Raw genomic sequence first — 12666 nt, 5'->3', positions numbered from 1 at the left:
GCTGCTGTTGCCGCCGCCGGCGCCGCTCGCGTCGCCGCCGGTCGGGCCGCCCGTCGGGTCTCCGCTCTGGCCGCCGTTCTGGCCGCCGCCCTGGGTCGGGTTCTGGGTCTGGCCGCCGGTCGTGTCGTCGCCGCCGGTCTGCCCCTGGGTCTGGCCCTGTGTCTTGCCGCCCTGCTGTCCTTCGCTCTGGCCCTGCGAGGTGGCCGGGCTGCTCGGCGACTGGGAGTGCTGGGGGTCGTCAGGCTCGTCGGGTTCGTCGCTCTCCGAGGGCTCGATCTTGTCGGCGCCCTTCTGGACCTTCAGGTCGAAGTCCTTCGCCTTCGAGCCCTTGAGCGCGGCCTTGGTGTACTGCCCCCAGATCTCGGCGGACGGCCCGCCACCGTTGATCCTGGCCTGGCCGAGCGCCCCGTACAGCGATTTCTGCTTCGCGGTCACGGGGTCGGCGCCCATCATCGAGACGACGGTGGCCAGGTCGGGGGTGTAGCCGGCGAACCAGGCCGCCTTGTCGTCCTCGGCGGTGCCTGTCTTGCCCGCCGCGGGGCGGCCGGCCGACTGGGCCGCGGCGCCGGTGCCGCCGGGGCTCTCGACGACGCTGCGCAGCATGGACGTCGTGGTGTCGGCGGCCTGGCGGCTGATGGCCTGGGTGACCTTGCGCTGGGGCAGCGGGACGTCCTGGCCGTTCTTGCTGACCTGTATGACGAGGCTGTAGTTCCCGCGCTTGCCGTGGTTGGCGAGGGTCGCGTAGGCCTCGGCCATGTCGAGGACGCTCGCCGTGGAGGGGCCGAGGGCGATCGAGGGGGTCGCGGTCAGGTCCGGGGTGTTCTTGGGGATGCCGAGGGCGATGGCGGTGTTCTTGACCGTGGTCGGGCCGACGTCCTCGGCCATCTGCGCGTAGACGGCGTTGACGGACTTGTCGGTGGCGGTCCGTACGGTGATGTCGCCGTAGTCGACATCGTCCTCGTTCGACGGGGAGTAGCCGGTGGGTCCGTCGGGGCCCTCGACCATGCGCTGGTTGGTGCCGTCGTACTTGGTGTTGGGGGTGATCGTCTCGCCGTCCTGGGTCTGGGATCCGTTCTCGACGGCGGAGGCGAAGACGAACGGTTTGAAGGTGGAGCCGACCTGGTAGTCGCGCCGGGTCGCGTTGTTCACGAACTGCTTGGTGTAGTCGATGCCGCCGTACATGGCGACGACCTTGCCGGTCTTGGGGTCGACGGAGGCGCCGCCGACGCGGACGTTGCGGTCGGCCTTGCGGTCCTTGTCGAGCTTGGAGGTCACCTTGTCGTTCACGGCTTTGGCGAAGTCGTCCTGCTTCTTCTTCTGAAGCGTGGTGGTGATCCGGTAGCCGCGGGTCGCGAGGGTGTCCTCGGAGAGGATCTTGTTGCCGATGAGGTAGTCGTTGACCGCCTTGACGATGTAGCCGCGCTGGCCCGAGAGCCCGTTGGTGGTCGGCTTGATCGTGGTGGGTTCGGGGAAGGTCATCGCGGCGCGGTCGGCCGGGGTGAGCCACTTCTCCTTGACCATGCCGTCGAGTACGTAGTTCCAGCGGCTGGTCGCGGCGGGCTTGTTCTCGGGGTGGACCACCACGTCGAACTCGCTCGGCGCCTTGAGCAGCGACGCCAGGTAGGCGCCCTGCGCCGTGCTGATGTCCTGGATGTCCTTGCCGTAGTACGCCTGGGCCGCGGCCTGGATGCCGTAGGCGTTCCGGCCGAAGTAGCTGGTGTTCAGGTAGCCCTGGAGGATCTGTTCCTTGCTCTGCTCGCGGTTGAGCTTGATCGCGATGAAGAACTCCTTGCCCTTGCGGGCGACGGTCTGCTCCTGGCCGAGGTAGTAGTTCTTGACGTACTGCTGGGTGATCGTCGAGCCGCCCTGGGTGCCCTTGCCCGTGAGGGTGTTCCAGCCGGCGCGGACCATGCCGAGGGGGTCGATGGCGGGCTCGTTGTAGAAGCCGCGGTCCTCGGCGGCGAGTACGGCCCGCTGTACGTTCCTGGGGACCTGGGCGAGCCGGATGTTCTCGCGGTTGGTCTCGCCGTCGCGGGCGATCTGGGTGCCGTCCGCGTACAGGTACACGTTGGACTGGGCCGTCGCCGCGGCGTTGGCGGCCGGGATGTCGACGTACTGGTAGCCCACGACGAACCCGCCGATGACGATGAGCACCAGCAGCAGCAGTCCGCTCAGCAGAATCCGCCAGGTCGGGAAGAGGCGTCGCCAGCCCTTGCGCTTCGGGCGCTTGCCTTTTTTACCCTTCCCTCCCGTGGAGTCGGGTGTGACCTGTGTGGGGCCTGTGTCAGTCGGGTCCCGCGGGGTCCAGCCCGGCTGCTGTTGCTCTTCGCTCATATGGGTGAAGACTCCTCAACCGCCGCCGGAGGTTCGCTCTCCGGCATAACGGTGTCGTATCAGGCGATTCACAGTTCAGCCGCGTGAAACGCGTGCAGTTCCATGAAACACGGTCAGAAAGGGGGGACGGCCCCGCTCGGATATTCGGTCGCGGCGTCTGACTCCGTTGGACTACGGTCGGACGCTTTGGTGCCTGGCGGCGGGAGGGGGATGTTGTGCGGCTCTACGCCGTGGTGGCCGCGGGTGGGTTCCGGCGGTACGCGACGTATCGTGTGGCGACTTTCGCCGGGGTGTTCACCAACACCGTCTTCGGCTTCATCTTGGCGTACACCTATATCGCTCTCTGGGATGAACGGCCCCGGCTCGGTGGCTACGACCTGCCTCAGGCACTCAGCTATGTGTGGCTGGGGCAGGCGCTGCTGATGACCTGCGCCATGATGGGCGGCGGCTTCTCGGATGAGCTTATCGAGCGGATCCGCACCGGTGACATCGCAGTCGATCTTTACCGGCCGGCCGATCTCCAACTGTGGTGGCTGGCGGGGGATCTGGGGCGGGCCGCCTTCCACCTGCTGGGACGCGGCATCGTACCGATGGTGGTGGGTTCGTTCGCCTTCGATCTGGCGATCCCGTCGAATCCGCTGGTCTGGCTGGCGTTCCTGTTCTCCGTGGCGCTCGGGGTGGTGGTCAGCTTCGCTTTCCGCTATCTGGTGGCGCTCTCGGCGTTCTGGCTGATGGACGGTGCGGGGGTGGCCCAGATCGCGGGGCTGGCGGCGCTGTTCTTCTCCGGGATGCTGCTGCCGCTGACTCTCTTTCCCGGGGTGCTGGGCGAGGTGGCGCGGGTGTTGCCCTGGTCGTCGATGTTGCAGGTCCCGGCCGATGTCTTCCTCGGTAAGCGCACGGGATGGGACCTGGTCGGGGCGTACGCGTTCCAGGCGGGCTGGGCGGTGGTCCTGCTGGCCGCGGGGCGGGCGTTGCAGGTCGCGGCGACGAGGAGGGTGGTGGTCCAGGGTGGCTGACTCCAGGGTGGCTGACGGTGTGCTGTCACGGCTGCCGGGGGCCGCTGGGCCTTCGGGGTCCGGGGCGGATCCGGCGGCCGGATCGGGCCCAGGGGACGGCCTGTTCGGGCGGGCGACGCCCTGGGAGAGGCTGCGCGACGGGCTGCGGGCGTACCGGCTGATCGTGGCGATGTGGATCCGCTCCACGATGGCGTACCGCGCGTCTTTCCTGATGACGGCGCTCGGAAATTTCGCGGTGACCGGCTTCGACTTTGTGACGATCTTGTTGATGTTCTCCCATGTGGATGCGCTCGGCGGGTACTCGCTGCCCGAGATCGCGTTCCTGTACGGGACGTCCACGGCGGCCTTCGGCGTCGCCGATCTGGTGATGGGGTCGATGGACCGCCTCGGGGCCCGGGTGCGTGACGGCACGCTCGACACGCTGCTGGTGCGTCCCGTACCCGTCCTGGTGCAGGTCGCCGCCGACCGGTTCGCGCTGCGGCGGGCCGGGCGGCTCCTCCAGGGGCTGATGGTGCTGGGGTACGCGCTGGCGGCGCTGGACATCGACTGGACGGTCCTACGGGTGGTGCTGCTGCCGGTGATGGTGATCAGCGGGGCGGTGATCTTCTCGGCGGTGTTCGTGGCGGGCGCGGGGTTCCAGTTCTGGGCGCAGGACGCCTCCCAGGTCCAGAACTCCTTCACGTACGGCGGCACGACCCTGTTGCAGTACCCGCCGACGATCTTCGCGAAGGACCTGGTGCGCGGGGTGACGTTCGTGGTGCCGCTGGCCTTCGTCAACTGGCTGCCCGCGCTGTATGTGCTGGGCCGCGAGGACCCGTTGGGGCTGCCGTCGTGGGTGGCGTTCCTCTCGCCGGTGGTGGCTCTCGGGTGCTGTGTGCTGGCGGGGTGGGCGTGGCGGTCGGGGCTTCGGGCGTACCGCAGTACGGGGAGTTAGGCGCGCGTTCGTGAGCGGGACGTGCGTCAGCGGGTGTTCGTGAGCGGGACTGGTGTGGGCGGAACGGGACTGAAGAGGAGGGGAGCGGCGCATGAGTGTGGAGAGCGCGGATCCGGATTTCATCGTGGTCGACGAGATCGAGAAGGTCTTCGACGTCCGTCGGAAGGTGGGGCGGCTGCGCCGGGAGAAGCACCAGGTGAGGGCGGTCGACGGCATCAGCTTCCGGGTGCCGCGCGGCGAGATGGTCGGCTACATCGGCCCGAACGGCGCCGGGAAGTCCACCACCATCAAGATGCTGACGGGCATCCTCACACCGAGCGGTGGGAGGCTGCGGGTGGCGGGCATCGACCCGTCCAGGGAGCGTACGAGGCTGGCGCAGAACATCGGTGTGGTGTTCGGCCAGCGCACCACGCTCTGGTGGGACCTGCCGCTGATCGACTCGTACCGGCTGATGCACCGCATGTACCGCATCCCGGACGCCAGGTTCCGGGTGAACCTGGAGCGGTGCGTCGAACTCCTGGACCTGGGCGAGCTGTTGAACGTACCCGTACGCCAACTGTCCCTGGGGCAGCGGATGCGCGGCGATATCGCGGCGGCCCTGCTGCACGACCCCGAGGTGCTGTATCTGGACGAGCCGACGATCGGCCTCGATGTGGTCTCCAAGTCCAAGGTCCGTGATTTCCTGCGGGACCTGAACGCGGAGCGCGGGACGACGGTGCTGCTGACGACGCACGACCTGACGGATATCGAGCAGCTCTGCAAGCGGGTCATGGTCATCGACCACGGGCGGTTGCTGTACGACGGGGTGCTGGCCGGGCTGCACGAGGTGGGGGAGAGCGAGCGGACACTCGTCGTCGACCTGGAGCGCGAACTGCCGCCGATCGAGCTGCCGGAGGCCGTCGCCGGGGCGCGGGTGGTGAAGGTGGAGGGGCCGAGGCAGTGGCTGGCGTTCCCGGCGTCGGAGTCGGCGGCGCCGCTGGTGGCGCAGATCGCGGCGGCGTACCCGCTGGTCGATCTGTCGGTGCGGGAGCCGGACATCGAGACGGTGATCGCCAAGATGTACGCGGAGCGGTCGGCGGTGTGAGCGAGCGCTGTGAGGGCGTTGTGAACGGGCTCTGTGAACGGGCCTTGTGCGGGGGCGGCTTGCGGGGCAAAGGCATGGGCCGGAGGGTGACTCGTGGCTAGTCTGAGTTCATGACGAACGATTCGCCCGACACCCGCGCTTCCGACGCCGAGCGGGAACGGGTCGCCGAGTATCTGCGCGAGGCCGTCGCCGAGGGCCGGATCGACATGGACGAGTTCGGGGAGCGGCTGGAAGCCGCGTACAAGGCGCGTACGCATGGTGAGTTGGCGCCGCTGGTGAGTGACCTGCCGACGCCGGGCTCGACGGTGGATCTGATACCCGTCGCCGACTCACCTGCGAGTACGGGCCGTTGGGCGGACCGGATCGGCGCCGGCGGCGCGGTCTCCCGGATGGCGTTCGCGTTCATGGGCGGCTTCAGCCGTAAGGGCTCCTGGACCGTTCCGCGTGCCTTCACCTCCGTCACCTTCATGGGCGGCGGCGAAATCGACCTGCGCGAGGCGCGGTTCGAGGAACGCGATGTCGTGATCCGCTGCTTCGCGCTCATGGGCGGGGTCGGGATCATCGTGCCGACCGACATGGACGTGCACGTCAGGGGGTTCGGGTTCATGGGCGGCTTCGGCGAGCCGGCCGAGGCCGGCGAGGTCGGCCCGGGATCGCCTCGGGTGGTCGTCACCGGGTTCGCCGTCATGGGCGGGGTCGGGGTGGAGCGCAAGCTCCGGGAGTCGGAGAAGCGCCGCATCAAGGAGGAGCGCAAGCGGGAGAAGCTGGAGAAGAAGGCGGAGCGCAAGGAGCTGCGCTGAGCGGTTCGCGCGGCTCGCGGCGGCCCGCCCTCCCGGACGGCCCCCGATGGCTGAGGACCCCCGCCTCCGGGCTGCCCCCGATGGCTGAGGGCCCCGCCCCCGGACGGCTACAGCTCGGCCTTCGCCTTGCTCTCCAGCGTCCGCAGATCGAAGACGCGGGCCATCGCCGCGTACCCCGCGTCGCTCGGATGCAGACCGTCCCCGGAGTCGTACTCCGGAAGCAGCCGCTTCGGCGCGTACGGGTCGCGTACCGCCTTGTCGAAGTCGACGACCTGGTCGAAGATCCCGCCCGCCAGGATCTGCTGGTTGACCCGTTCGCGTACGGACTCCTGGGTGGCGGTGTATCCGAGGTGCGCGCCGAACGGCGTCAGTGTCGCCCCCACCACGCGCAGTCCGCGCGCGTGCGCCTGGCGGGTGAGCTCCTTCAGACCTGCTGTGATCTTGTTGGCGTGGGTCTGCCGACCGCGCAGGAGATCGTTGACACCGAGGTCGATGATGACGACCTTGACGCCCGACCGGTCGAGGACATCGCGCCGGAAGCGGTTCAGGCCGCTCGGGCCGCTCCTGGTCAGGGAGCCGTCCAGGAGGATCTGGTTTCCGCCGATGCCGGTGTTGACGACGCCGTACCCGCTGTCCCGCAGCCGCCGGGCGAGCTGGTCGGGCCAGCGGAGGTCCTTGTTCTTGCTGGAGCCCACGCCGTCGGTGATGGAGTCGCCGAACGCGACGATCGTGCCCTTCGCCTGCTGGTTGAGCACGTCGACCGCGGTCACGTACCGCCAGGCCGAGGTCGGCTCGGTGTACGCGGCGCCGTCGGTGTCCTCCGTACGGTCGCCGACGGCGAGGTACGAGGTCTGCTGGGCGTGCGTGTGGTACGTCACGGGGCCGCCGGCCATCGGCGTGTAGAGCGTCACCAGGAGATTGCTGTCGGCCGCGACGTTCAGCCGTACGGGATCGCTGATGATCTGGCCGCGCGCCGGTACGGCCACGGCCGGCCTGCGGGCGAACGTCAGCCGCCGCATGGTGCCGGGGACGGCGTTGGCGCGCCCCTCGTCGATCGCGACCGAGGCGTGGCCGATGACCAGCGCTCTGGGGCTGTAGAGGTTGGAGAAGGTGATGCGGGTGCCGGTGCCGCCGATGCTGAGGTGCACGACGTTACGGATGGAGCGCCCGGGGTAGCCCGTGGGCGCGTCGGCCTCGGCGCCGGCGGGGGCCGTGGCCCAGCTTCCGGTCCAGGCACCGGCCGAGGCGGTCTGGGCCCTCCCGGCGGGCGCGCGGGCCTGGGTACGTGTGCCGTGGGCCCCGTCGCCGCTCCCGGTGGCGACGGGATCCGAGTGCCGGCTGCCCGCGAGGGTGCTGTAGCCCGCGAATATGGCGGCGCACACGAGCACCACCACGCCTACGAGTCCCCCGAACAGGGCAAATCCGCGATGTCTGGTCATGGCCCCCGCGTCTCCTCACGCATATGTACAGATCACATCATCCGGCATGGCTGGGGAACTCGGCATGCGCCCCAGGAGTAGGTCAGGTAGGGACAATGCGTACGAGGGCGCTGGAGCACGCTACGTACGCGGACAGGTGGAGCGGATGGAACGCACAAATCCGGAGAAGGCGGCGGAAGCGGGTACCGCGCGGCAGGTCTCGGGGTCTGGGGGGCCTGCGGGATCCCCGGGGTCTACGGGGTCACCCGGGTCCACGGGGTCGACCGGTTCCGCCGGTTCTGCCGGGACGCCGTCCCCTCCCGAACCGCCCGGGAGGGGGTCCTTCCTGCCCTCCTTCTCGTACACGGCGGCCGACGCGGAGAAGCGGCGCGGTGTCCGCCGTATGAAAACGACGGCCACGGTCCTGTTGCTACTGGTCGCCGTGGTCTATGTGCTGACGACCTGGGCGAAGAATTCCGGGGCGGGGGGCTGGTCGGGTTACGTGGCCGCCGCGGCCGAGGCGGGCATGGTGGGCGCGCTGGCGGACTGGTTCGCCGTAACGGCGCTCTTCCGGCACCCGTTGGGCCTGCCCATCCCGCACACCGCGATCATCCCGAACAAGAAGGATCAGCTCGGCACCTCGCTCGGGTCGTTCGTCGGGGAGAACTTCCTCTCCACGGATGTCGTACGGGGGAGGCTGCGCGGCCTGGGTATCGGCGGCCGGCTGGGCGCCTGGCTCGCGGAGCCCGCCCACGCCGACCGGGTCACCGCCGAGCTGGCGACGGCGCTGCGCGGCGCGCTGACGGTCCTGCGGGACTCCGACGTGCAGGCGGTCGTGGGCGAGGCGATCACCCGGCGCGCCGACGCCGCCGAGGTGGCACCGGGCATCGGCAAGACCCTCGACCGGGTCGTCGCGGACGGCGCGCACCACCGGGCCGTCGACCTGATCTGCACGCGTGCGCACGACTGGCTCGTGGAGCACGGGGACTCGGTGATGGACGCGGTGCAGGGCGGCGCGCCCGGCTGGACGCCGAGGTTCGTCGACCGCAGGATCGGCGACCGCGTCTACAAGGAACTGCTGCGTTTCATCACGGAGATGCGCGACATGCCGACCCACCCGGCGCGCGGTGCCATCGACCGTTTCCTGACGGACTTCGCCTCGGATCTCCAGTCGGACACGGAGACCAGGGCGCGGGTCGAACGCCTGAAGTCGGACCTGCTGGCGCGGCCGGAGGTGCAGGACATCATCGCCTCGGCGTGGTCCTCCGTACGCACCATGATCATCTCGGCGGCGGAGGACGACCACAGCGAACTGCGGCTGCGGGCTCGCGCCTCGCTGCTGTCGCTGGGGGCGCGGCTGGCGACGGACGGGAATCTGCAGCGGAAGCTGGAGGGGTGGATCGAGGACGCTGCGGTGTACGTGGTCTCCACCTACCGGGGCGAGATCACTTCGCTGATCTCGGACACGGTGAAGGGGTGGGACGCGGGTGACACGTCGAAGAAGATCGAGGCGAACATCGGGCGTGACCTGCAGTTCATCCGGATCAACGGCACGGTGGTGGGCGCGCTGGCGGGTCTGCTGATCTACACCGTGTCGCGCGCGCTGGGCGCGTGACCTGGGTTCGGGGTCACGCGGCCGGCGCGGGCGGGGGAGCGGGAGGGCTGGGCCAGCGGGAGGGCGCGCGGCTCAGGCCGAACGTCGCGCTCGGGCCGAACGTCGAGCCCAGTCAGAACGCCGCGCTCAGGCCGAACGCCGCGTGACGGCCCAGGAAGCGACAGCGATCCCGCCCGCCACGCTGAAGACGGCGGGCCAGGCGCCGACCTTCTTGGCGAGGGGGTGCGACCCGGCGAAGGCGGCGACGTACGCCGTACTCAGCGCGACCGCGGCCTTCGTACCGCTCGCCTGCTGCCACTGCCGCGCGGCCACGGCTCCGGCGGCTGCGAGCGCCACTCCGCCGAGCGGCCGCTTCTTGGTCCACCGGGCGACGGCGTAACCGCCGACAAGCCCGCCCGCCGCGACGGCCGCTGCTGGAACCTGAACCATTGTTCCCAACCCCTCATACCGCATTGCTTGTTATGCGCACTTACGTACGTGCGCATATGTTCCGAACGGGACCGAGCCTAACGAGACGGTTGTGCCGTCGTGTGACGAGGTGTCCCGGCCCACCCTTGCTGAACGCAGCCGCCGACGCGAAAGTTCGTCACAGTCCGCCCTCGCGTGTCGGCTCCCGAACGCTGGTGGGCACAAACCCCTCATGCGTAGATCCACCACCGCCGACGTGGCTGCCATCGACCGTCTCTACCGTTCCCAGATGCGGCTGGCGACCTCCCGCCAGCTCCGGGCCACCGGCCTGTCGTCGAGCACCACCGCGCGCAGATGCGCCGGGACCGGTCCCTGGCAGCGCCCGTTACCGGGCGTCGTCCTGATACAGACAGGGGATCCGACCGTGCGGCAGCGGCTGCTCGCCGCCGTCCTGTACGCGTCCACCGAGGCGGAGGTGCAGTCCGGGACGACGGCCGTGCTGACGGGCGAGGCGGCCCTCGCTCTGTACGGGGTGCGCGGCGCGGGCACCGACCGCGCCGATGTGCTGGTCCGCCCGGGCCGGGGCCTCAGGGACGCCTCGTACGTCCACCTGCGCCGCACCACCCGCTGGCCGCCCACCTTGTTGGTCGACGGCATCCCCTGCGTACGCCCGGTGCGCGCCGCGTCCGACTTCGCGGCCCGGGAGCCGTCGGCCGAGCGGGTGCGCGCGCTCCTCGCGAGCACGGTCCAGAAGAGCAGTTGCCACCCGGAGGACCTGCGCGCCGAACTCCGCGCGTCGCACGCCCTGCGCAATCCGGCGGTGCGCGCGGTGATGGACGAGCTGCGGGTGGGCGTCAGTTCCATCGCGGAGGGCGAGGCCAGAGACATCCTCAGAGCGGCCGGCGTCCCGGACCCGCTCTGGAACCCGACGCTCCTCACGGAGTCCGGCGCCTTCCTCGCGAAGCCGGACGCCTACTGGCCGTTCGCGGGGGTGGCGCTGGAGGTCGACTCGGAGGAATTCCACCTGGGCATCGCCGAGTACCGCACGACACTGCGCCGTCGGATACGCCTGGAGGCTCACGGAGTCGACGTGGTGAGCGCGGTACCGGCCCTGATCCGGGACCACCCGCAGGAGTTGGTGAAGGCGGTCATGACCAAGATCCAGCGAGGCAAGGCCCGCCAGGACCTCCCCAAGGTGGTCATCCGCCCGTACCTCTGAATCTCTGCCGCCCGACCTTCCGACAGCGAACCGGCAGACGGTGACCACTTGGTAGCGTCGCTCTCTTCGCCCGGCGGAAGCCGGGCGGAGTCCTGGTGAGGTCCCGACCATGAACTCCACCGACGCCCGCCTCGCTGCGGCGCTTACCCGAGTGGCCGAGGTCTTCCGGGGCATGGTCGCGCACCCGGACGAGCACAACTGCGCCTGCCACTGGGGCACCGCCGAGGAAATCGTCCTGCTGAAGACCCCCGACGTCCCCCTCACCCCCGATCTGCTGTACCGCACCTGGTCGGTCGGGGACTGGGACGACCTGGCGTCCGTCTTCCGCCGGATCCTGCCGCAGCTCACGGTGGCCATGACGAACGCCACCCGCGGCCATCTGCCCACCCTGGGCGCACTGCTGCGCCGTACGGGCTGGCAGCAATGGCCCGAACAGCAATCGGAGGCCGTCACGGTCTTCCTGAACGCTTGGTGGGCCCACACCCTCCAGCAATCCGAACCGCCCACCCCGGCAAGGGCAGTGTTCGTCACCTGCGCGTCGGCCACGGGCACGGTGACCCCCTGGTTGGACGAATGGGAGAGACAGCGGCACCCGATCGCGGACCACCACCTGCGCCGGGCGGCGGAGGTCTGGATCACCGACCTGATAACCGACGAACTCCCCTGGCAGGACGCGGATGACAGAGAGCCCGAACTGACCGCCGAGCTGAACACCTGGCTGTCCCGACACGCCCCGGCCCGCCTGACAGCCCGGGGCGCCCCAGTCGGCCTGGTCCACGAGCTGCGCCAACTCGGCACCCCGATCCCGGCGAGGTGGGACATGGAGCGGAACTGAGAAGCACGGCACATACTTGAGCCATGTCAGTGGAGAATCAGCAGGTCCGGCTGGGTGTCATCGGTCTGGGCGTGATGGGGTCCAAGACCCTGGACGCCGCACGCTCGCACCCGGATTACGTCGTCCCGTTCGCAGCCGACCTCGGCGAGGCCGCCGTGGCGAGGGCGCGCGGGGCCCACCCCGATGTCGAGTTCGTCAGCCCGGCGGATGTCATCGCGGCCGATCTGGACGCGGTGTACATCGCCACCCCGCCCGCCTCGCACGCCGAGCTCGCGGTGGCGGCCATGCGCTCCGGCAAGGCGGTCTTCTGCGAGAAGCCGCTCGCCGTGAGCCTGGCCGACGGCCGCCTCATGCTGGAAGCGGCCGCCGAGACCGGCGCCGTCAACGCCGTGAACTTCCCCCTCTCCAGCACGCCGGCCACCGTCCACATCGAACAGAGCCTGCGGGCCGGCGAGGTCGGCGACGTACGCGGCATCGACATCCAACTGACCTTCCCGGTATGGCCCCGCCCGTTCCAGGCGCCCGCGGTCTGGGTCGGCGAACGAGCCGAGGGCGGCTTCGTCCGCGAGGTCCTCTCCCACTTCGCCTACCTGACGGACCGCCTGGCGGGCCCCCTGACCGCGGTCGACGTAAACCTGGAGTTCCCGGCCGACCCGAACACCAGCGAACGCACCGCCCACGGCCTCCTCACCGCCGGCGACACCCCGGTCCACATCTCGGGCCAAGCAGGCGTAGCCGCCCCGGAAACCTACGAATGGACCCTCTGGGGCACCCGCCGCTCCTACCTCCTCCGCGCCTGGCGCGACCTGTTCACCTCCGACGGCGGCCCCTGGACCCCGGTAGACCTGCCCCCCACCCCCACCCGCTCCGAATCCGCCCGCCTGACCTCCTTCGCCCAAGCGATCAGAGGCCTCCCGTACACCAACCTGGCCGACTTCGCGTCAGCCTTCCGCACCCAACAAGCAGTAGAGGCCTTCCACACCTCCTGACCCCATGAGTGGTG

11 protein-coding genes are annotated in these 12666 nt (G+C 69.9%); 8 read left to right on the top strand and 3 right to left on the bottom strand.

Going from position 1 to position 12666, the window contains the following annotated elements; translation table 11 throughout:
- On the bottom strand, window positions 1-2334 hold a 2334-nt coding region (locus tag QR77_RS12760; RefSeq protein ID WP_078876635.1), incomplete at its 3' end, for a transglycosylase domain-containing protein.
- Window positions 2335-2549: 215 nt separating this feature from the next.
- On the opposite strand from QR77_RS12760, the gene QR77_RS12755 reads away from it, so the two are divergent.
- The 4 genes from QR77_RS12755 to QR77_RS12740 all read left to right on the top strand — a co-directional run bounded on the left by QR77_RS12755 (window position 2550) and on the right by QR77_RS12740 (window position 6168).
- A complete protein-coding gene (locus QR77_RS12755; protein WP_040021759.1) occupies window positions 2550-3350 on the top strand; it encodes an ABC-2 family transporter protein in 801 nt (266 codons plus the stop codon).
- 100 nt (window positions 3351-3450) lie between these two features.
- Complete coding sequence (locus QR77_RS12750; protein ID WP_052489592.1) at window positions 3451-4284, top strand: ABC transporter permease; 834 nt, start codon at window positions 3451-3453, stop codon at window positions 4282-4284.
- A gap of 91 nt (window positions 4285-4375) precedes the next feature.
- Window positions 4376-5368: an ABC transporter ATP-binding protein gene (locus QR77_RS12745; RefSeq protein WP_040021757.1), complete on the top strand. Its 993-nt coding sequence runs from the start codon at window positions 4376-4378 to the stop codon at window positions 5366-5368.
- A gap of 110 nt (window positions 5369-5478) precedes the next feature.
- Entirely contained in the window at window positions 5479-6168 is a 690-nt protein-coding gene (locus tag QR77_RS12740; RefSeq protein ID WP_040021755.1) for a DUF1707 domain-containing protein, read from the top strand.
- 107 nt (window positions 6169-6275) lie between these two features.
- Here the strand turns inward: QR77_RS12740 and QR77_RS12735 are convergent, their stop codons facing one another.
- Entirely contained in the window at window positions 6276-7607 is a 1332-nt protein-coding gene (locus QR77_RS12735; RefSeq protein WP_040021753.1) for an SGNH/GDSL hydrolase family protein, read from the bottom strand.
- Between the two features lie 325 nt (window positions 7608-7932).
- Here QR77_RS12735 and QR77_RS12730 point away from each other — a divergent pair, with 325 nt between their 5' ends.
- Complete coding sequence (locus QR77_RS12730) at window positions 7933-9201, top strand: DUF445 domain-containing protein (RefSeq protein ID WP_040027803.1); 1269 nt, start codon at window positions 7933-7935, stop codon at window positions 9199-9201.
- 126 nt (window positions 9202-9327) lie between these two features.
- On the opposite strand, the gene QR77_RS12725 is transcribed toward QR77_RS12730, so the two are convergent.
- Window positions 9328-9630: a hypothetical protein gene (locus QR77_RS12725; RefSeq protein WP_040021752.1), complete on the bottom strand. Its 303-nt coding sequence runs from the start codon at window positions 9628-9630 to the stop codon at window positions 9328-9330.
- 211 nt (window positions 9631-9841) lie between these two features.
- On the opposite strand from QR77_RS12725, the gene QR77_RS42140 reads away from it, so the two are divergent.
- The 3 genes from QR77_RS42140 to QR77_RS12710 all read left to right on the top strand — a co-directional run bounded on the left by QR77_RS42140 (window position 9842) and on the right by QR77_RS12710 (window position 12652).
- Window positions 9842-10828: a hypothetical protein gene (locus tag QR77_RS42140; RefSeq protein ID WP_052488709.1), complete on the top strand. Its 987-nt coding sequence runs from the start codon at window positions 9842-9844 to the stop codon at window positions 10826-10828.
- 109 nt (window positions 10829-10937) lie between these two features.
- Entirely contained in the window at window positions 10938-11663 is a 726-nt protein-coding gene (locus tag QR77_RS12715) for a hypothetical protein (RefSeq protein WP_040021750.1), read from the top strand.
- Between the two features lie 23 nt (window positions 11664-11686).
- The gene (locus tag QR77_RS12710; RefSeq protein ID WP_040021748.1) at window positions 11687-12652 is read left to right on the top strand and encodes a Gfo/Idh/MocA family oxidoreductase; all 966 of its coding nucleotides are present in this window, start codon (window positions 11687-11689) and stop codon (window positions 12650-12652) included.
- Window positions 12653-12666 lie beyond the last annotated feature (14 nt).

The sequence above is a fragment of the Streptomyces sp. 150FB genome, assembly GCF_000818195.1.
Classification (GTDB): domain Bacteria; phylum Actinomycetota; class Actinomycetes; order Streptomycetales; family Streptomycetaceae; genus Streptomyces.
Note: the sequence above shows the minus strand (reverse complement) of the source record. Positions and strands in the feature narration are given on the sequence as shown.

Coding starts and splice junctions, on each gene's coding strand:
- QR77_RS12745 (WP_040021757.1), top strand. CDS start 4,376: ATGAGTGTGGAGAGCGCGGATCCGGATTTCATCGTGGTCGACGAGATC.
- QR77_RS12740 (WP_040021755.1), top strand. CDS start 5,479: ATGACGAACGATTCGCCCGACACCCGCGCTTCCGACGCCGAGCGGGAA.
- QR77_RS12735 (WP_040021753.1), bottom strand. CDS start 7,607: ATGACCAGACATCGCGGATTTGCCCTGTTCGGGGGACTCGTAGGCGTG.
- QR77_RS12725 (WP_040021752.1), bottom strand. CDS start 9,630: ATGGTTCAGGTTCCAGCAGCGGCCGTCGCGGCGGGCGGGCTTGTCGGC.
- QR77_RS42140 (WP_052488709.1), top strand. CDS start 9,842: ATGCGTAGATCCACCACCGCCGACGTGGCTGCCATCGACCGTCTCTAC.
- QR77_RS12715 (WP_040021750.1), top strand. CDS start 10,938: ATGAACTCCACCGACGCCCGCCTCGCTGCGGCGCTTACCCGAGTGGCC.
- QR77_RS12710 (WP_040021748.1), top strand. CDS start 11,687: ATGTCAGTGGAGAATCAGCAGGTCCGGCTGGGTGTCATCGGTCTGGGC.